The organism is Algoriphagus litoralis (assembly GCF_003259255.1).
Taxonomy (GTDB): Bacteria; Bacteroidota; Bacteroidia; order Cytophagales; family Cyclobacteriaceae; genus Algoriphagus; species Algoriphagus litoralis.
This window is the reverse complement of the sequence record NZ_QGOL01000008.1, coordinates 388,018-407,722: the sequence shown is the minus strand read 5'-3', so window position 1 is coordinate 407,722 and position 19,705 is coordinate 388,018. Positions and strand designations below refer to the sequence as shown.

The following is a 19,705-nucleotide window of genomic DNA, read 5'->3' as shown; positions in this document are numbered from 1 at the left end:
TTTAAGGCGAAATAATTAGGTTATTGTTTGGCAAGAATCACAATTTGACCTAAATGATAGGCCTCGTGCTGTAGAATTCCTGAAATGTGTTCAAAAAAACTCATTTGATTGGGAGGATAAACTTGGTCTAAGGAGCTTGGGTCGATTTGTTTCAAGTTATCAATCCATTCGTTATGGGCATTTTCAAATCTTGTTATCGTGTTGGTCCAGGATTCCTCTGAAGTATTTTCTATTCTAGAAATGTAGTTATTTGAGGGGGTGATCAGGATTTTTCCTTTCAAACGCTGAATTACATTTAGCTTCCATTCGATAAGATGATTAACTATTTCCCAGATTGTATTGCAATTGTGAATTGATCGTCTTGAAGCATTTTCAGCGGAGATTCCAGACAGAGTTTGCCACATAGTCACATCTATCCAGGGTTCCCCATTGTAGAGGTTTTCAAATGATTTGACAAGCCTTTCGATTTCTTCCATATTCTTTAAGTTTACGAATTATCAATTTTTAGACTTATATGGATATCCGCTTTTTCACCACTTTCTCCTTTTAACTCTTCTTAGAATTTCATGCTTTGGCCAAAATTCCTTCAATCACCAAGACTCAGTCTATGCTTTAGTTTGACAGGAAGAGGTTAATTTAATTGAAACCCATCATCCTGATGGTTATTCCACCAGCTTCATTACAAACTATTAAATCTTGCTTTTGGATGTAATGAAGGCGATCCAAGTGCAAGCGTTTTCCCCAAGGAATATTTGGTGGATTATGTGCGGGTTTTTCAGAAAAAATGAAATTTGGAAAGAGAAAAGTTTAAACACCCAAAACAATTGAGGCTTCTATATCCAGCTTTTTACTAATTTCTCGGGCGATTTTCAATGTCGGCTCGCTTTTTCCATTTAGATATTCACTGATTCTTGAGCTGCTTACCCCCAAAAACTCTGAGAGTGCTTTCTGACTTAATCCTCGCTCATGCATTCTAAGTTTAATTGCTTCCGCTAAAGAAGGAGGCAAGATTGGATGATATTTTTCTTCGAAATCTGCAACCAAATCTGAAAGTAAGTTTAACTCCACAAATTCTTTTGCTTCTGAATTGTCAATATTTTCAGGATCAGACAGCAATTCTTCAATCCGTTCTACAATAGCATTGTATTCTTTTTCTGACTTGATCATGATTTAGATGGTTTGAATGTTTTTAATTTTATAGTATTCCGCATGGGTGCCGATAAACCTTATATAAACTTTCTGTGCATTAAATGAGATGATAGCAACTAACCGATAGTCATTTCCTTTGATATTGAATACAAACCGATGGTTGCCCACGTAATCAACAGAATTAAAATCCTTTTTAATTTCATTAATTGAGAACCACTCTTTTTTTTGGGTTACGGAATACCAGAATCTTAAAGGAACCTCAGCGTCTGCATGTTTTACTAAAAATTCTTGAATTCTCTTGTAGTTGATAATCCTCATTTTACTGTAAATGTTCCGTAATTCGGAATAAATTTACAAAAAACAAATCTAATTAGTTTGTCTCGATTCGGGGAAAAAATCAACCTCAGGAATTCACCTACGCTTAAAAATTTGACCTAATCAAATGTCTTCGAACTATCAGCGATGAGCGAATTGAGTTCTTTCAGTTCCTTTTCGCTGAGATCCCGCCATTTTCCCACAGGGATGTCTAGATGGATATTCATAATCCGGATCCGCTTGAGCTGCTTAACTGTGTAACCTAAAAATTCACACATACGACGAATCTGTCGGTTGAGTCCCTGCGTCAATATGATTCGAAACTTAAATCGGCTGATCAATTCCACTTTACATGGATCGGTGACCGTGCCAAGAATCGGGATTCCACCAGACATCTTGCGGACAAAATTTGAATCTATAGGTCGGTCCACCGTCACGATGTATTCTTTTTCGTGGTTGTTTTTAGAGCGAAGAATTTTATTGACAATATCTCCTTCACTGGTCAGTAAAATCAGTCCCTCGCTGTCTTTGTCCAATCTACCAATGGGGAAGATCCGTTCCGGATGGCCGATATAATCGATGATGTTGTCCTTTTCGCCTTTGACATCTGTGGTGGACACAATGCCTACCGGTTTATTGAAAACGATGTATACGTGGTTTATTTTGGGTTTACCAACCAACTCCCCATCTACCCGCACTTCATCTTGAGGGAAAACTTTGGTTCCCAACTCAGGGACTTTGCCGTTGATGGTAATTCTGTTTTCTTCCAAAAGTTTATCTGCCGCTCTTCGCGAGCAAAATCCCACCTCGCTGAGGTATTTATTGATTCGAATGGAGTCTTCTTGGGACATAAAAGCAAAAGTGGATTTGCGCGAATTTAACCGAACAAATCCACCCGTTGAAGTGAATTAATCTAATTCCTTGATTCCTATTCGCTTGATTTTTGAATCTGTGGTAAAGTCTCAGCTACCAGTTTTTTCTCACCGGATGTTCCTATCGCTGCTAAAAGTCTCATGGATTCTGCTTTTTTGGCTTCAAATGCCATTCTATTAGCTGCGGAGATCGGTTCAGAAGGTGGAATTTCTTCATTGAGCCAATCTTCTTGCTTTCCATTTTTCCAAAATCTAAAGCACAAATGTGGCCCAGTAGCTAAGCCTGTGCTTCCCACATAGCCAATGACCTGACCTTGACTCACCCGAGTGCCGGACTTGATGCCTTTGCCAATTTTGGACATGTGCAGGTATTGGGTGGTGTAAGTGCCGTTGTGTTTGATCTTGACGTAGTTTCCATTTGCTGCACTGTATTTAGCTTCGATCACAGTACCATCTCCCACTGTTCTGATTTCTGTACCGGTCCTGGCAGCATAGTCCGTGCCCAAATGGGGTTTGTACCTTTTCTGAACCGGGTGAAAACGCTTCAAGTTGTAGCGCGAGCTGATGCGTGTGTATTCTAGTGGGTCTCTGAGGAAAGCTTTTTTAAGCGAGTTGCCTTCCTGATCAAAAAAATTCATTTCTCCATTTTGCTCAAATGGAATGGCATGGTACGGCTTGCCTTTGTGTTCAAAATAAGCAAGTTCGATTCCTGACACGCCCACGACCTCATCATCGATGATTTTTTCCTCATAGACTACCTTGAACTGATCGCCCTTTTGCAGGCCTTGAAAATCCACTGACCAGCCGAATAGATCAGCAAATTTGTTGATGATCGTGAGCGAAACTTGCTGCCTGTCCATGTCTACATAGAGTGAATTCTCTATCAGTCCTCCAACTTCCCGCTTTCGGTAGATTGCAGGCTTTTCCGCTTTGTAGATTTCCATCGAATCGAGGTTGAACACCACGTACTCAGCTGGGTTAGGTTCATAAATAAAAAATTTAGCAGCAGGTGAATCCGCAGACTGGAGAATTGTGAATTTCTTATTGGCGGCGATCCACCTCACATCAAAAATATCCTTTGACTTTTTAGCGATTTCGTCGATGATTTGATACGAAACATTAAAAGGCGTCAGGATGGAGCCCAGAGTTTGGTTTTTACTTACCGTGCCTTCTACGATATTTAATCCGGTGACATTGATTCCGTAGAGGAAGACCTGCTTTTCCTGTTCTAATGCCGTGCTGTCAATTGCGGCGATTTCAGCTTCTTCTGGAGAAGCATTTAATCCGCCAAATTGGAAAATAGCGCCTGCTCCAAGGGTGACTACGAGAGCAATGACGCCAATCCATTTACTGTTCATGAATCGTTGATTATTAGAGGGGTGAAAAGAATAATTGACTAAAGACGGAAATTCAAGACGTTATTCCAAACGAAAAGCCTTGCAATACGCGTAAAACGCCAATTTTCGTGCCGCAGTGTTGCAAAAAGAAAATAAATCTCGAAAAGGACTGATTTATAACTTTTTAAAATTTTTGGGATAAAAAATGACTTTTTACAATCAAAATCTTCCATTTGTTGCGAATCTTCAAAAGAGAAATGGTGATCTCTGAATCAAATATTTATCTTTGACCTCCCAAAAAATCAAGGAATCGAAATGTTGAGAACTCATACGTGTGGCGAATTGCGCCTCGACCATGTAAATCAGGATGTGACGCTGTCGGGCTGGGTACAGCGCGTCCGTAACAAAGGAGGATTGATCTGGGTAGACCTTCGCGATCGGTATGGACTGACTCAGTTGATTTTTGAAGAAGGATCTACGGACAAAGCGCTACTGGAGAAAGCAGCCACCTTAGGTCGCGAGTTTGTAGTGTCGGCCAGCGGAAAAGTAATCGAGCGAACTGCCAAGAATGATAAAATGCCAACAGGCTCGATCGAAATCAAAGTGAGTAAGCTTGAAGTGCTCAATGCTGCTAAAGTTCCTCCATTCATCATCGAAGATGAAACTGATGGAGGAGAAGAGCTACGGATGAAATACCGATACCTTGATCTGAGAAGAAATATAATCCGGGAAAAGCTTCAGCTTCGGCACCGCATGATGCAGGAAACCCGAAAATACATGGATGGGCAGAACTTTATCGAAGTAGAGACTCCTGTCCTGATCAAATCCACTCCCGAGGGTGCCCGTGATTTTGTGGTGCCTAGCCGTGTTAATCCCGGTGAATTTTATGCCCTTCCTCAATCTCCGCAGACATTCAAGCAATTGCTCATGGTCAGCGGTTTTGACAGGTATTTTCAGATTGTTAAGTGTTTCCGTGATGAGGATCTTCGGGCAGACAGACAGCCTGAGTTCACGCAGATTGACTGCGAGATGGCATTTGTCACCCAGGAAGACATTCTTCATACTTTCGAAGGACTGGTGAAGCACTTGTTTTCTTCAGTCAAAGGCATTGAGTTGGGGTATGTCGAGCACATGACATTTGCTAATGCGATGAAAGGCTATGGCAACGATAAGCCAGATCTTCGATTCGACATGAAGTTTGTCGAGCTCAATGAAGTAGCCAAAGGAAAAGGGTTTTCAATTTTTGACAATGCTGAGTTGGTTGTTGGAATCTGTGCCAAAGGAGCTGCAGAATACACGCGAAAGCAAATCGATGAACTCACAGAATGGGTGAAGCGACCTCAAATCGGCGCCAAAGGAATGGTTTACCTTCGATACAATGCTGATGGTTCGCTGAAGTCGAGTGTGGATAAATTTTATTCGTCTGAAGACCTTCAGACTTGGGCAGATGCATTCGGTGCCGCTCCCGGGGATCTGATGCTGGTGCTCAGTGGCGATGCCAAAACTGTCCGAAAGCAGCTTTCGGAACTTCGGCTCAAAATGGGTGAAGAGCTTGGTCTTCGTGATCGAAACGTATTCATACCGCTTTGGGTAGTGGATTTTCCATTATTGGAGTGGGATGAGGACACGCAGCGCTACCATGCCATGCACCATCCATTTACCTCTCCAAAGCCTGAGGATATTCCGCTTTTGGATACTGATCCAGGAGCAGTACGGGCCAATGCCTATGACTTGGTTATTAATGGAGTAGAAGTAGGTGGAGGATCTATTCGTATCCATGATCGGCCAACCCAACAATTGATGTTCAAGCATCTTGGCTTTACAGATGAGGAAGCACAAAAACAGTTCGGCTTCCTGATGGAGGCATTCGAATACGGAGCTCCACCGCATGGAGGGATTGCTTTCGGCTTTGACCGACTTTGTGCCATATTCGGCGGTTCGGATTCCATCCGGGATTACATCGCCTTCCCTAAAAACAACTCTGGCAGAGACGTCATGATTGATTCGCCGAGCACCATTGCTGACGATCAGCTGCAGGAGCTTTCGATTCGAGTGAGTTTGAAAAAATAATGAAAGAGGCTTCGGCCTCTTTTTTATTTTGGATTGATGAGATAGGATCTAATCCCCATCACGATCAACAGCTGGGCAACCACATACGTGCCCATGATAACAATACCGGATTCTGGGAAGTCCTGGAAGAATCGGCTGATGGCAATCGTCCCATCAGAGATGAAAAACAGAATCGCTCCAATGAATACCTGCCAAAAGGAGGCAGCATTACATTTTTTGAATCGGTCTCTGGCAGTAGCCACCATGCTGACGATGACTATGATGTAAATAATGACCGGGATTTTCAGACTACCCAAGTTTGGATTGATCAGATAGTAGGTGAAAGCTGCGGTGAGGTAGATGGGGAGATTGAAAAAGAAGGTTCGGATAAAATTAACCTGCTCCAATTTGCCGGAATTTTCCTGAGCGAGTTTGAAGCCAATGATGTAACAGACCTGCGCCATTAGAAATGCACCCAAACCGTAAACAAAAAGATCTGACCACAACAGAAGAATATCACCTATCCAAGAGAATATCAGTGCTGAAAGAATTGACTTGGTAAGGAGTGTGGAAGCAATCGGGCGGGTAATCCGGAAAAAATAAATAATTAACCCCAAAAGGATCAAGGGTTTCGAGTAAAAACGCATTTCTGAATTGCCTTCTAGCAAAAATGCAATGTCTGCCAGTGAAGCCAGCAGGAATAAATAAAGCCAAATAATATTTTTATCTCTCAAAGGAATAATATTCTGAATTTCAAGCTAAAGATAGATGAAAAGTTGGGTAGGGTGTAGGGGTGTTCTACTATGTTCCGAAAATCAGGAAAAAACCTTTTTAAATATAGGGTCTATTTCTAGGCATAAATTATAATTTTTTGGGGAAATTGTTCAATTGCAGTTAATAATCAAGCGTGATTTTTATAAAATGGATAAAAATTGTTTGATTGAAAGTGTTAAGGTTATGTTAATTATTGTGAAATTTGGGGGTCAAAAATTAACGATAACTACCCCTAGATGCCTAGGCGTAGAATTACCTTTGCAGCGAGTAAAAATCAAAACCAACTTTTACCAAAACAAAAAATTATGAGGCAAAATTTACTGAAAAACTTGATGGCAGTGATGTTTCTGGTGCTCAGCACAGGACTTGCATTGTCACAGGGTGTGACTACTTCCGGTATCTCCGGGGTAGTGTCAGAGACAAATGGATCCCCACTACCTGGGGCAAATGTCGTAGCGACTCACTTACCATCTGGAACTCGGTATGGTGCAGTATCAAATATCGATGGAAAGTACTCCATTCCAGGTATGCGTGTTGGTGGTCCGTATAGACTATCGGTATCATTCATAGGATTTTCTACGCAGGAGGTTGACGGTATTGTTCTTTCTCTCGGTGTATTTTCAAACGTTAACATTTCGTTGTCTGAAGATGGACAGGAACTTTCAGAAGTTGTGGTTACTTCAAGTCCCAACAACTTGTTTTCATCTGAAAGAACCGGTGCCAATACTTCTATCGACAACCAAGCGATTACCAGACTTCCTACTATTTCAAGAAACATCAATGACTTCACCAGACTTACTCCTCAGTCCAACGGACAGTCTTTTGCAGGTCAGGATTCCAGATTGAACAATATTACAGTCGATGGATCTTACTTCAACAACTCCTTTGGTTTGGGTAGCGGAAGTAACCCAGGCGGTAGAACTGGCGTGTCTCCGATCTCTTTGGATGCTATTGAACAAATCTCTGTAAACGTGGCTCCTTATGACGTAAGACAGGGTAACTTCACCGGTGCCGGTGTGAACACTGTAACCCGTTCAGGTACAAATGAATTCTCTGGTTCTGCATACTATTTCTGGAGAAATAACAATAACGTAGGTACGGATGCAGGTGAAAACACCTTTGATCCAGGAGACTTCACTTACAAGCAAATCGGTTTCCGCGTAGGTGGTCCGATCATTAAAGACAAATTGTTCTTCTTCGCATCATTCGAAGACGAGACTGAAGCTAGACCAGGCACTACTTGGAGAGCAAACAGAGGTGAACCAATCGAAGGTAACGTCACTCGAGTATTGGCTTCTGATCTTGATCAGTTGAGCAATTTCTTGAGAGACAATTTCGACTACGAAACAGGTCCTTACGAAGGCTATGATAACGAGACCCTCGGAACCAAATTCTTGGTGAAGTTTGACTACAACATCAATGACAAGAACAAACTAAGCTTGAGATACAATCACTTGGACTCTTCTACAGATGTGTTGATGTCAAACTCCTCTTCTCTGGGCTTTGGAAACAGAAACGGAAGACCAGAGGCGTTGAACTTCCAAAATTCGAACTACAGCATCTTGGAAAATATCCGATCTATCGTTGCTGAATTGAACTCAAGATTGAAAGATAATATGACCAACAGCTTGATCGTAGGTTATACTTATCAGGACGAAAGTAGAGGATTTAAAGGTTCATTCTTCCCAATGGTAGATATTTTGGAAGATGGTGCTACCTATACTTCATTCGGATTTGAGCCATTTACGCCAAACAACGAATTGAGATACAAAACTTTCCAAATCCAGGATAACCTTCAGATTTTCAAAGGAAAGCATACCATTACTGCTGGATTTAGCTACGAGCGCTACGAATCTGAAAACGTGTTCTTCCCAGGTTCTCAGTCTGCTTATGTCTACAATTCATTGGAGGACTTCTATACTGATGCCAACAACTTCCTGACTAATGGAAATACCGTTCCGTCTGACGTTGAATTGAGAAGATTTCAAGTAAGATGGAATAATATTCCAGGTTCTGAAAAACCAATTCAGCCATTGAAAGTAAATTATTTCGGTGTCTATGGTCAGGATGAAATTCAGGTGAAAACCAATTTCAAAGCTACAATCGGTTTGAGAATCGATGTTCCATTCTTTGGACAAACAGCACTTCGTAACCAAGACGTAGAAGCTCTTAATTTCAGAAATCCTGCAGGTGAGTCTGTTAAATTCAGAACTGATCAGCTTCCAGAAGCCAACATACTTTGGTCTCCTAGAGTTGGATTTAACTGGGATGTATTCCAAGATCAGCGAACTCAAGTACGTGGTGGTACAGGTATTTTCACAGGTCGTCCTGCATATGTTTGGATCTCTAACCAAGTCGGTAACAACGGTATCCTTACAGGTTTTGCGCAATTTGACAATACTGAAGAGCGTCCGTTCAACCCAGATCCTGATTTTTACAAGCCATCAGAGGTTTCAGGTGATCCAGCTGCTTCCTATGAACTTGCTTTGACAGAATCTTCATTCAAATTCCCTCAGGTTTGGAGATCAAATATCGCAGTAGACCAACTGCTCCCAGGTGGTATTGTAGCGACTGGAGAATTTATCTATAGCTCTGATGTAAACGGTATCGCTTATTACAATGCGAATTTGCCAGCTGCCTCAGGTTCGTTCACAGGTCCTGACAATAGACCTAGATGGACTTCTGGAAACAGAATTAACAGCAACATCCCGAATGCAGTTACCCTTTCAAACCAAGCGGTAGGTAATTCATGGGTTGCTTCCGTTTCATTGGAGAAGCCATTTGCAAATGGTCTTTATGTGAAGGCTGCATATAGCTACTCTGAAGCGAAAAACACTGTGGATGCAGGCTCAATTGCTTCTGGTTCTTGGTTCAACAATCCTATCTCAGGTGATCCGAATAATCCAGGTCTTGGATTTTCAAACAACTTCTCCGGAAACAGAATTTTTGCAGTAGTGAGCTACAACAAAGACTTCTTTAAGTTTGGAAACACCTCAGTTTCTTTATTCTGGGAAAGTGTTAACCAAGGTGTAGGTAGCTACAGATTCTCCGGAGACCTCAATGGTGACGGTGGAACAAATAATGACCTGATCTATATCCCTGCAAATACTTCTGAGATGAACTTCCAAGAGTTTACTTCCGGCGGAAGAACCTTTACTGCCGCAGAACAAGCAGCAGCTTGGGAAGCATATATTCAGCAGGATGAGTACCTCAGTGCAAACAGAGGTAAATATGCTGAAAGAGGCGGTGCTTTACTACCAATGGTGTCAAGAGCTGATTTCTCATTTGCGCAGCAACTGTTTACCAACATCAGCGGAAAGCGAAATTCCTTGGAGTTCCGAGTGGATATCCTGAACGTTGGTAACCTTTTGAACAAGGACTGGGGTGTAGGTGAAACTTTCAATTCCACTCAGCCATTGATCGTTCCATCCAATTCACAAGGTGGTCCTGCAAGTGCTAACGGAGCTACTCAATACAGATTGAGAAACTTTGGTACCAACCTAATCTCTGAAACTTACAGATCAACCGCTGGTGTGTCTGACGTTTGGAGAATGCAGTTTGGTCTGAGATATATCTTTAACTAATCGAAGATTTAAGTCTTTTTCAAAGCGCCTCTGTTTAGAGGCGCTTTTTTTTTATTTTTCCTATAAGTATTGCTTACCTAATTCTTTTAGCATGAAAAAAATTCTGATATCTCTGGCATTCAATTTATTTTTTGTCTCGGTCCTTTTGGCTCAAAATGACACGCTGATCATGAAAAACAAGGATAAAATCATCGGCGAAATCAAATCGATGGATAAGGGAATCATGACCTTTGAGACTGACTATTCCAATGTGGATTTCAAAATTGACTGGAAAAATGTGAATCAAGTTTTCTCCAAAACCAATTACCTCATCACATTATCGGATGGAATGCGATACAATGGCAGCCTTGGGAGCAAAAACGATAGCCTTGTTGAAATTTTTCCCACTTCCCCTGAGCGGGTAATTAATCTTTCCAAAAAGAAGAAAATCGATGAGCCTATTCCACTGACTGCGTTGACTGTCCCAATTGGGAATATTGTCTACCTCAATGCTATCGATGAGGGTTTTTGGAGCAGACTTTCGTTTTTCTTTGATGTGGGGACCAATATTACCAAAGCTAATGATCTCAGACAATTTACGTTCAATTTGGGTACGGGGTATCTGGCTGATCGCTGGAAGGTAAATATGACACTCAACTCCTTGAGGTCTACCCAATCCAATACAGAGCCAATCAAGAGAAATGAGGTGGCACTGAATTACAATTATTTCCTTCAAAAAGACTGGTTTTTACTTTATAATCTCAATGTGCTGTCCAATACGGAGCAACTGATCGTCTTTAGAAATTCCAACATGGTTGGTTTGGGTAAGTATTTCATTCATTCCAACAAAGTCTATTTGGCTTTTCAGGGTGGGGTCAACCTCAACAATGAAGAATTTGAGGGACAGACTAGTTCTACGCAAACGGCAGAGGCTTTTGTGGGCATGGGATATAATATTTATGATATTGGTGACTTGGATCTCTTGTCCTCTGTGGTAGTGTATCCCAGTTTAAGTACCAAAGGCAGGGTTCGAAGCGATTTCAAATTTGACATCCGCTATGAGTTTAAGTTTGACTTATATTTTAAAGTCGGAACAACCCTCAACTATGATAATCAACCTGTAGAAGGCGCATCAGACCTGGATTACATTTTCCAAACTACTATCGGCTGGAAATTGTAAAGGCCGTATTTTTTGGAATTGTACTTTTCGCCAATCTTTGGCTAAAAAGCATCACTTATTTTTTCCTTTGATAGTAAAGATTTGCCTCCAGTATCTTTTATCTATTCGAGGCAATATTATACCGTATTTTTGATATTTGGTAAACTTTTGTCCTTTTAGGGAGTCTAACTGTCTATGTTGTATTACAAAGAATTTGTACATCCGGAGAGTACCGAATGGGTGGTTTTCATCCATGGCGCAGGTGGGTCTTCTGCAGTTTGGTACAAGCAGTTGAAAGACTTCAAAAAGGAATTTAACCTACTTCTTATCGATCTCAGAGGCCATGGTAAATCCGCCGATCTGCCTCAGGCTGTTTGGAACGATGAATATACCTTTGAGGCAGTCACAGGAGATGTCATAGAAGTTTTGGATCATCTTCAGACACCGCCGGCTCATTTTATGGGCGTGTCTTTAGGGACAATTTTAGCCAGGCAACTTGCCGAACTAGAGCCTCAGCGTGTCAAATCTCTAGTGCTGGCAGGGGCCATCACCCGTCTCAATGCCCAAAGCAGAATTCTTGTTTTCCTGGGAAACACTTTCAAGCGAGTGATCCCTTACATGTGGTTGTATCGTCTTTTTGCTTTCATCATTATGCCTCGAAAGCAGCATGAGGAATCACGTAACCTTTTCGTCCGAGAGGCTCAAAAGCTCTGTCAGAAGGAGTTTATTCGATGGTTCAAGCTCACCAAGGACATCAATCCATTGTTGAAATTCTTCAAAGAAAAAGATTTGGGAATTCCCACACTGTATGTGATGGGAGATCAGGATGTGATGTTTTTGGAGCCAGTAAAAAACCTTGTCAAAATTCATAAAAATTCAATACTAACAATTCTTGAGAAATGCGGACATGTGGTAAACGTAGAAAAACCCGACCATTTCAATACCCTATCCATGGCTTTCATCAAAAACCAACAGTAATCTGACCTATTGCCTTAAATGAAAAAACAAACCAAAATCGCGCTGATCATCGGGATTATCGCAATCATAGCAATCGCTTTTTTTTACCCAAGATTAAGTAATCAGGCATCCAACTCTCCTAGTGCATCATCTTCAGTCGGAGGGTCTGCCGGCGCATCTCAAGATCTTCCTGTGAATGTGATAAAGCTTCAAAAGGAAACCCTGAGAAATCAACTTTCAGTTTCAGGTACGATTCTTCCAAATGAATCCGTAGACCTGCGATCAGAAATTTCAGGCTTGGTCACAAAAATAGCTTTTAAGGAAGGTCAATATGTGACTAAGGGTACCCCTCTGCTATACCTGAATGACGATGAGCTTCAGGCGCAATACCAGCGATTGCAGTACACTCAAAAACTATTTGAGACTCAGGAAAATCGTCAAAAACAGCTTCTTGCCCGCGAAGCGATCAGTCAAGAAGAATACGATATCGCCCTGAATCAATTCAATACCGCCTTGTCTGATATCAAACTCGTGGAGGCCCAGCTTTCCAAAACAGTCATTCGTGCCCCTTTCAGCGGTATATTGGGATTAAGACTGGTGTCTGAGGGTTCAGTGATCGGAACCAATGACATTTTAGTCAGTTTGGTAAATATTGACCCGATCAAAATTGAATTCTCAATTCCAGAGCGATATGCCAATCAAGTGACTGTCGGTTCTCCCGTGTATTTTACCAATGAAACTTCCACGGAAGAAGTTGAAGGCAAAGTTTATGCCTTCGAGCCACAGATTGATTTGGCTACCCGTACACTGAAACTCCGAGCCCAAAGCCCTAACAAAAATGGCCGCTTCCTCCCGGGGATGTTTGTCAAAATACGATTTATCCTTGAAGTAACAGAAGATGCACTGATGGTGCCTTCTGAGTCAGTTATACCGGAGCTTTCTGGATACAAAGTATTTGTAGTCGGAACAGATGGATCGGCAGAACAGCGTCTAGTCGAAATCGGAACTCGGACCGAATCTCATGTACAAGTCCTTTCAGGATTGAATGAAGGAGATTTGGTACTCACCACTGGTGTCATGCAAGTAAGGCAAGGAATGCCGTTACAACCCACTCAAATCAACTAAGCTATGGCTAGTTTATCCCAAGTCAGTATCAACAGGCCAGTATTGGCCATCGTGATGTCATTGGTCATCCTTCTCTTTGGAGGGATAGGGATTTCACTATTAGGTATCCGTGAATATCCCAGTGTTGATCCCCCGGTAATCAACGTCAGCACTTCCTACGTCGGAGCAAATGCAGATGTAATTGAGGCTCAGATTACCGAACCACTGGAAGAACAAATCAACGGTATTCAGGGAATTAAGTCCCTAACCTCAGTCAGTGCTGACGGGCGAAGCAATATCACCGTCGAGTTTGAAGTAGGGGGAGACTTGGAAGCTGCAGCTAATGACGTACGGGACAAAGTATCCGGTGCACAGCGAAATCTCCCTCCGGATGCAGAACCACCCGTAGTATCCAAAGCCGATGCTGACTCCCAACCGATCGTGGGCGTAAATGTGAAAAGTGAGAACCGTAGCTTATTGGAGCTCTCCGATATTGCTTCAAATATTTTCAAAGAGAGACTTCAAACCATCCCTGGTGTCAGCCGGATTCAGATCTGGGGAGAAAAGGAATATGCTATCCGCCTAAGGATGGATCCCCTCAAAATGGCTTCTTACGGGATCACCCCATTGGACGTCTTGCAGAAAGTACAAAGTGAAAACGTGGAGCTTCCGTCTGGAAGAATAGAGGGAGAAAGCATTGAGCTCTCGGTCCGGACTAAAAGTAGACTGAGTTCTCCTCAGGAATTTAACAGCCTGATCATCAAGGAAGATCAAAACAACATCGTTCGCTTCCAGGATATCGGTAATGCAGAATTGTCAGCGCTGAATGAAAAAACCGTGTTGAAGCGTGACGGTGTACCGATGGTTGCCGTAGTTTTGGTACCACTTCCCGGTTCTAATAACATCGAGATTGCGGATGAATTCTATCGCAGACTTGAATTTATCAAAAAGGATCTCCCTGATGACATTGGTGTCGAAATCGGTTTTGATTCGACCAAATACATCCGAAGCTCTATAGCTGAGGTTCAAGAGACGATTATTACTGCCTTTATTCTGGTGGTTGCGATCATCTTTCTTTTCCTGAGGGATTGGCGGACCACCTTCATTCCGGTACTGACTATACCGATTTCTCTCGTTGGGGTATTTTTTATCATGTACCTCATGGACTTCTCGATCAATGTCTTGACCCTCCTTGGCATAGTGCTATCGATCGGACTCGTGGTCGATGATGCTATTGTGGTCTTGGAAAATATCTATACCCGAATCGAAAAAGGAGAAAGTCCGAAAAAAGCTGCCGAAGATGGATCCGAAGAAATCTTCTTCGCAGTTATCGCCACTACTGTAGCCTTGGCTGCGGTTTTCTTACCTGTGATCTTCCTGACGGGCACCACTGGCAGACTATTCCGAGAGTTCGGAATTGTAGTTGCTGGGGCGGTTATCATTTCATCCTTCGTCGCTTTGACCATGACACCTATGCTGAGCTCCAAAATGCTTAAGCTACGTGAAAAGCAGAATGCGTTTTACAATTTTACCGAGCCATTCTTTGTCTGGTTGAATGATCTATATGATCTGGCACTTGGCAATTTCATGAAAATCAGATGGATCGCTTTCCCTTTGATTTTTATCATGGGATTTGGCATTTACTGGTTGTTTTCGGAGATCCCCACCGAGTTGGTACCCAATGAGGACCGTTCTGAGCTCCGCATCAACCTTTCAGGACCTGAAGGAGCCACTTTCGGCTACATGGGAAATGTGGTGGATAAGTTGACAGACCAATTTATGGAAGAAATACCCGATTCCGAACGTCTAGCTGTGATCAGTGTGACTTCACCAGGATTCGGCACAGCAAACACCAATTCTGCATTTATCAGACTGTTCCTCACGGATGCCGATCAGCGTACCCGAACCCAACAGCAGATTTTTAACAGTGTAAATGCTTCACTGAAAAATGAGACTGCCGTAAGAGGCTTTGCCCAGCAGCCTGTATCCATCGGTGACAGACGTGGAGGATTGCCTGTTCAATACGTGATTCAGGCACCGACTATTGAGAAGCTGAAAGAAGCCATCCCTCCTTTCATGGAAGAGGTTGGTAAAAGTCCGACTTTCATCTTTTCGGATATCAACCTGAAGTTTACTAAACCTGAACTGGAAATTGAAATCGATCGTGAGCGGGCTAGAAATCTCGGGGTATCGGTTCAGGAAATTGCCAGAACCCTCCAGCTTTCTTATTCAGGACAGCGCTTTGCCTATTTCATCAGAGACGGTAAGCAATATCAGGTTTTGGGAGAAATGAGACTTGAAGATCGAAATGAACCGGTCAATCTCCGAATGCTCTACGTTCGTGGAGATAATAATCAATTGGTCCAACTGGATAACTTGGTAAAGGTGGTAGAAAAAAGCACTCCTCCACAACTCTACAGGTTCAATCGTTTTGTAAGTGCGACCGTATCAGCAAACTTAGCCGAAGGCCTGACCATAGGACAGGGTCTGGACGAAATGGATAGGATCGCTGGTGAAGTATTGGATGGATCCTACTCCACCGATGTATCAGGGCCTTCGAAGGAATTCAGAGAGAGCTCCAACAGTTTGTTGTTTGCATTCATTTTCGCGCTTATATTGATTTATTTGGTCCTTTCAGCCCAGTTTGAGAGCTTCTTGGATCCATTGACCATCATGTTCACTGTGCCACTGGCGATCTTTGGAGCTTTGGCGACACTTTGGGCATTTGATTTTACGCTGAATATTTTCAGCCAAATCGGGATTATCATGCTGATTGGTTTGGTGACCAAAAACGGGATTTTGATCGTGGAATTTGCCAACCAGCGCAAAGCTCAGGGCATGGATCCTTATGAAGCAATCTATGGAGCTGCAGTAGCCAGATTCCGACCTATTCTGATGACAAGTTTGTCTACTATTCTCGGGATTTTGCCTATTGCATTGGCTTTGGGTGCAGGCGCAGAAAGTCGTGTACCAATGGGAGCTGCAGTCATAGGTGGTTTGGCCTTCGCCACGATTTTGACCTTGTTTATTATCCCGGCCATTTATACTTACCTCACCTCCAAAAAAGGAAGACTAGCTAGAATTTAATGAAGAAATTAGCCATTTTGCTCTTTTTGAGCCTTAGTTTTTCAAGTTTAAACGCCCAGATTCAGGAAACCCTTGACCTCGAAAAGGCCATTCAGCTAGGTTTGGAAAATAATCTTCAAATCAAGATAGCAGTAGAAGGGGTCAATCTCCGTGAAGGGGAAAAGAAAATTGGATTTGGGGATTTATTTATGCCTCAGGTTGATGCCACCTATCTAAGATCCTTTAGCAAGGAAGACGTGGAGCAAAAATTTGTAAATGATCCTGAGCCTCGACAGATCGATAATGCCAAATCCCAAAATGAGAATTTCAGCATTGTTGGGATTTATGGATTCCGACCTGAAGCCGTGGTGACAATGAAGCGTCTCGGGGAGTTGAGTGAAATCAGTGAGCTTGAAGCTAAAATAGCCGTAGAAAATACCGTTGCCGGTATTTCCACTGCCTATTATCGCCTGATTCTGGAGCTGCAGCGTTATAAGGTTTTGAAAGAGACCCTTACCTTAAGCAAGGCTCGTCTCGACATAGCCCAAGCCCAGTACGAGCTCGGTGGAGCAGGAAAACGTGACTACCTGACTGCTCAGGTTGATTACAATGCTGATTCCAGTCTTCTGCTCACTCAGGAACAAATCATCCAAAATTCCCGAGTCAACTTGAATGAACTGATGGCGATCAGTCCCGATGAAGACTATATGGTAGAAGATACTATTGTAATCTCCAGCGTTTTAAGCTTTGAGGATTTGGAAGACAATGCTTTCCTTGAAAATAAGCAATTGCTCATCAATCAAAGGCTCAAAAATGTAGCCTTTCTTCAAAAACGTGAGTTGCAAGCCTCAAGGCTTCCGATATTGAATTTCAATGGGAACTATGTGAACAACACCTCCAATTCTGATGCTGGTTTTTTAATTCAAAACCAGCGGCAAGGATTCAATTATGGAGGAAATATCACGGTAAATCTTTTCAGCGGTTTGACTCTGAACCGTAGAATTCAAAATGCAAAGGTTCAGGAACGAATTCAGGATTACGCGTTGGATGAATATGAAATCCAGCTTAGATCAGATATTCAACGAGCATATAACACCTACCAAAATAATGTGAGGCTCCTCTCAATCGAGCAGGCTAACTATCAGGTGGCTCGTGAAAACTCTGAAATTGCCCTCGAGCGATTCCGATTGGGGATTGCATCTTATTTGGAATTCAGAGATGCTCAGGTGAACTTACTGACAGCAGAGAACAGGCTGATCACTTCCATTTACTCCATCAAAGAACAAGAAATCGAGTTGATGAGGCTTTCTGGGAAGATTTTCTTCCAAAATAGTCAGGAGGAACTGACTCTCAATCCTTAAGCAAAATCGAAAAACTAACGGGGGCCAAAAGCTTCCGTTTTTTATTTGCTTTTTTTAAGATTCACTTTCTTTTTGTTTTGGCATAGGCTTTGCCAAGTAGCGGATTGAACCATCCGGGGATTCCTCCTAGGAATGAAAAAAGCCTTTATATCTGCATTTTCTACCTTATTCATGCTCTTCTCAGGAGTACAATGTACTTTCCTGGGAGACCGGATTGATAAGGTGATGCAGGAACCTTACATATTTGATCTCCCAGCTATCCAATCCAGGGGCACGCTCAGGGCCGCTGTGGACAATAATTCGACTTCCTATTACATCTACCGGGGAAGACGGATGGGCTATGAATTTGAGCTTCTCAGAGATCTGGGAAAAAGTCTGGGCGTCCAGCTGGAATTGGTCGTATTGGAAGATATTGACGAGGCTTTTGACTACTTGGATGCAGGAAAAGTTGATGTCATTGCCATGAACCTGGAAAACACCAATGATCGGAGAAACCGGGCCGCCTTTACCCATTACCTAGGTACCATGAGTACGGTAGTGGTAGGGAAAAAAACAAGCAATGCTCCTATGACTTGGCAAGAAATAGGATCGGACACCTTGTTTGTCAGAAAGGGAACAGTCTATTCGGATCAGCTGAATGCGATTAAAGATTCCTTGAATTTAGCCTTTACCATCCAGGAGACGGTAGAGCATGAAGAGAATCTCATAGATCAGATAGCCGAAAATTCGATTAAATGGACGGTCGCAGACCGGAATATCGCGAAAGCAAATCAGACTTATTATCCCGGCTTGGATGCCACACTCAAAGTTTCCGAAAATGGAACGGTGTCATGGGCGGTCCGAAGAAATGCACCTCTTCTTTTGGAAGAAATCAATTCTTGGTTAGAGGAAAAGAAGAAGCGGTTTATTCCCGAATTGTACGCTAAATATTTCCTGAGTTCCAGAAATAGTCTTTTCAGATCTACCAGCCCTTTCTCCTCTTTGGCAGGAAATAGGATTTCTGTGTTTGATGAATTGATCAAGGAGAATTCAAAGGAACTGGGTTGGGATTGGCGACTTTTGGCAGCTTTGGTTTACAAGGAATCCGGGTTTGATACCACGGCTCTTTCCTATGCTGGCGCAGAGGGATTGCTTCAATTGATGCCTGTTACACTGGCAAGATTTGGAGTGACAGATCCAAGTGATCCAAGTCAGTCACTGCAGGGCGGAGTGAAATATCTGCAGTATTTGGATAAATTCTGGAGAGCAAGAGTTCCTGATGCCAATGAGCGAATTCGGTTCATTCTGGCCTCTTACAATATCGGTCAGGGGCATGTCGAAGACGCTTGGAGGCTGACGATGAAATACGGAAAGAATACCCAAAGCTGGGAAGATGTCTCTTACTTTCTCAATCTAAAAAGTGATCCCGAGTTTTATCGGGATCCTATGGTCAAAAGTGGCTTCGCAAAAGGGCACATTGCTGTAAACTATGTACGAGACATTCTTAATCTATTCGAGTCGTATAAGGACTTAGTAGAGCCATAAATCTATTCATGAAGCTCAAAAAGTGCTTCGATCTCCACTGGGATATTGTCTGGCAATGAGCCCATTCCTACCGCAGAGCGAACGCCGATTCCATTTTCCTCTCCCCAAACACTGGCAAAGAGTTCACTCGCACCATTGATGATATACGGGTGTCGTTCAAAGCTGGAAATGCAATTGACCATGCCCAGGACTTTGATTACTCGTTTTACTTTGTCCAGTGATCCGATAGTGGCTTTGATCGTCGCAAGCATGGCAAGCCCCACTTGTCTGGCAGCCAATTTCCCCTCTTCCATATCCATATCCTCACCGATTCTTCCAATGATCAGCGTGCCATCTGACTTCACTGTACCGTGGCCGGAAAGGTAGAGGTATTTCCCGTCTATCAGGCAAGGTTTATATACGCCAAGTGGCTTTGGCGCGGGAGGGAGGGTTAATCCTAGTTTTGCAAAGTTTAATTCAGGGGTTTCCATACAGT

General features: G+C 42.7%; 15 protein-coding genes. 8 read left to right on the top strand and 7 right to left on the bottom strand.

Annotation, left to right across the window (positions count from 1 at the left end; translation table 11 throughout):
* Positions 1-20 precede the first annotated feature (20 nt).
* From DK188_RS11435 to DK188_RS11410, 5 genes are all read right to left on the bottom strand, one after another.
* Positions 21-476 (bottom strand): DinB family protein, encoded by a 456-nt coding sequence (locus DK188_RS11435; protein WP_111670943.1) that lies wholly within the window; start codon positions 474-476, stop codon positions 21-23.
* A 331-nt stretch (positions 477-807) separates the two neighbouring features.
* Positions 808-1,167, bottom strand: a complete 360-nt coding sequence (locus DK188_RS11425; protein WP_111670942.1) for a helix-turn-helix domain-containing protein — start codon at positions 1,165-1,167, stop codon at positions 808-810.
* Positions 1,168-1,170: 3 nt separating this feature from the next.
* Positions 1,171-1,467 carry a type II toxin-antitoxin system HigB family toxin gene (locus tag DK188_RS11420; RefSeq protein WP_111670941.1) on the bottom strand — a complete coding sequence of 99 codons (297 nt, stop codon included), beginning with the start codon at positions 1,465-1,467 and terminating at the stop codon, positions 1,171-1,173.
* A 116-nt stretch (positions 1,468-1,583) separates the two neighbouring features.
* A complete protein-coding gene (gene rluF, locus DK188_RS11415) occupies positions 1,584-2,315 on the bottom strand; it encodes a 23S rRNA pseudouridine(2604) synthase RluF (RefSeq protein ID WP_111670940.1) in 732 nt (243 codons plus the stop codon).
* 77 nt (positions 2,316-2,392) lie between these two features.
* Positions 2,393-3,694 carry a peptidoglycan DD-metalloendopeptidase family protein gene (locus DK188_RS11410; protein WP_111670939.1) on the bottom strand — a complete coding sequence of 434 codons (1,302 nt, stop codon included), beginning with the start codon at positions 3,692-3,694 and terminating at the stop codon, positions 2,393-2,395.
* Between the two features lie 294 nt (positions 3,695-3,988).
* Here DK188_RS11410 and aspS point away from each other — a divergent pair, with 294 nt between their 5' ends.
* Positions 3,989-5,743 carry an aspartate--tRNA ligase gene (gene aspS, locus DK188_RS11405; RefSeq protein WP_111670938.1) on the top strand — a complete coding sequence of 585 codons (1,755 nt, stop codon included), beginning with the start codon at positions 3,989-3,991 and terminating at the stop codon, positions 5,741-5,743.
* A 23-nt stretch (positions 5,744-5,766) separates the two neighbouring features.
* Here aspS and DK188_RS11400 read toward each other — a convergent pair whose 3' ends face one another.
* Positions 5,767-6,456 (bottom strand): lysoplasmalogenase, encoded by a 690-nt coding sequence (locus DK188_RS11400; protein WP_111670937.1) that lies wholly within the window; start codon positions 6,454-6,456, stop codon positions 5,767-5,769.
* A 345-nt stretch (positions 6,457-6,801) separates the two neighbouring features.
* On the opposite strand from DK188_RS11400, the gene DK188_RS11395 reads away from it, so the two are divergent.
* The 7 genes from DK188_RS11395 to DK188_RS11365 all read left to right on the top strand — a co-directional run bounded on the left by DK188_RS11395 (position 6,802) and on the right by DK188_RS11365 (position 19,230).
* Entirely contained in the window at positions 6,802-10,080 is a 3,279-nt protein-coding gene (locus DK188_RS11395; RefSeq protein ID WP_111670936.1) for a TonB-dependent receptor, read from the top strand.
* A gap of 91 nt (positions 10,081-10,171) precedes the next feature.
* On the top strand, positions 10,172-11,239 hold the full coding sequence (locus tag DK188_RS11390; RefSeq protein WP_111670935.1) for a DUF481 domain-containing protein: 1,068 nt from the start codon (positions 10,172-10,174) through the stop codon (positions 11,237-11,239).
* Between the two features lie 174 nt (positions 11,240-11,413).
* The gene (locus tag DK188_RS11385) at positions 11,414-12,196 is read left to right on the top strand and encodes an alpha/beta fold hydrolase (RefSeq protein WP_111670934.1); all 783 of its coding nucleotides are present in this window, start codon (positions 11,414-11,416) and stop codon (positions 12,194-12,196) included.
* An 18-nt stretch (positions 12,197-12,214) separates the two neighbouring features.
* Positions 12,215-13,300 (top strand): efflux RND transporter periplasmic adaptor subunit, encoded by a 1,086-nt coding sequence (locus DK188_RS11380; RefSeq protein WP_111670933.1) that lies wholly within the window; start codon positions 12,215-12,217, stop codon positions 13,298-13,300.
* 3 nt (positions 13,301-13,303) lie between these two features.
* The gene (locus DK188_RS11375) at positions 13,304-16,366 is read left to right on the top strand and encodes an efflux RND transporter permease subunit (RefSeq protein ID WP_111670932.1); all 3,063 of its coding nucleotides are present in this window, start codon (positions 13,304-13,306) and stop codon (positions 16,364-16,366) included.
* Positions 16,366-17,706: a TolC family protein gene (locus tag DK188_RS11370; RefSeq protein WP_111670931.1), complete on the top strand. Its 1,341-nt coding sequence runs from the start codon at positions 16,366-16,368 to the stop codon at positions 17,704-17,706. The genes DK188_RS11375 and DK188_RS11370 overlap by 1 nt, the downstream gene beginning before the upstream one ends.
* Positions 17,707-17,838: 132 nt before the next feature.
* The gene (locus DK188_RS11365; protein ID WP_111670930.1) at positions 17,839-19,230 is read left to right on the top strand and encodes an MltF family protein; all 1,392 of its coding nucleotides are present in this window, start codon (positions 17,839-17,841) and stop codon (positions 19,228-19,230) included.
* A 2-nt stretch (positions 19,231-19,232) separates the two neighbouring features.
* Here DK188_RS11365 and DK188_RS11360 read toward each other — a convergent pair whose 3' ends face one another.
* Positions 19,233-19,700 carry a RidA family protein gene (locus DK188_RS11360; protein ID WP_111670929.1) on the bottom strand — a complete coding sequence of 156 codons (468 nt, stop codon included), beginning with the start codon at positions 19,698-19,700 and terminating at the stop codon, positions 19,233-19,235.
* Positions 19,701-19,705: the final 5 nt, after the last annotated feature.

Bases quoted from the DNA above. Each gene is read 5' to 3' on its own strand.
- DK188_RS11435 (WP_111670943.1), bottom strand. From the start codon at position 476: ATGGAAGAAATCGAAAGGCTTGTCAAATCATTTGAAAACCTCTACAAT.
- DK188_RS11425 (WP_111670942.1), bottom strand. From the start codon at position 1,167: ATGATCAAGTCAGAAAAAGAATACAATGCTATTGTAGAACGGATTGAA.
- DK188_RS11420 (WP_111670941.1), bottom strand. From the start codon at position 1,467: ATGAGGATTATCAACTACAAGAGAATTCAAGAATTTTTAGTAAAACAT.
- rluF (WP_111670940.1), bottom strand. From the start codon at position 2,315: ATGTCCCAAGAAGACTCCATTCGAATCAATAAATACCTCAGCGAGGTG.
- DK188_RS11410 (WP_111670939.1), bottom strand. From the start codon at position 3,694: ATGAACAGTAAATGGATTGGCGTCATTGCTCTCGTAGTCACCCTTGGA.
- aspS (WP_111670938.1), top strand. From the start codon at position 3,989: ATGTTGAGAACTCATACGTGTGGCGAATTGCGCCTCGACCATGTAAAT.
- DK188_RS11395 (WP_111670936.1), top strand. From the start codon at position 6,802: ATGAGGCAAAATTTACTGAAAAACTTGATGGCAGTGATGTTTCTGGTG.
- DK188_RS11390 (WP_111670935.1), top strand. From the start codon at position 10,172: ATGAAAAAAATTCTGATATCTCTGGCATTCAATTTATTTTTTGTCTCG.
- DK188_RS11385 (WP_111670934.1), top strand. From the start codon at position 11,414: ATGTTGTATTACAAAGAATTTGTACATCCGGAGAGTACCGAATGGGTG.
- DK188_RS11380 (WP_111670933.1), top strand. From the start codon at position 12,215: ATGAAAAAACAAACCAAAATCGCGCTGATCATCGGGATTATCGCAATC.
- DK188_RS11375 (WP_111670932.1), top strand. From the start codon at position 13,304: ATGGCTAGTTTATCCCAAGTCAGTATCAACAGGCCAGTATTGGCCATC.
- DK188_RS11370 (WP_111670931.1), top strand. From the start codon at position 16,366: ATGAAGAAATTAGCCATTTTGCTCTTTTTGAGCCTTAGTTTTTCAAGT.
- DK188_RS11365 (WP_111670930.1), top strand. From the start codon at position 17,839: ATGAAAAAAGCCTTTATATCTGCATTTTCTACCTTATTCATGCTCTTC.
- DK188_RS11360 (WP_111670929.1), bottom strand. From the start codon at position 19,700: ATGGAAACCCCTGAATTAAACTTTGCAAAACTAGGATTAACCCTCCCT.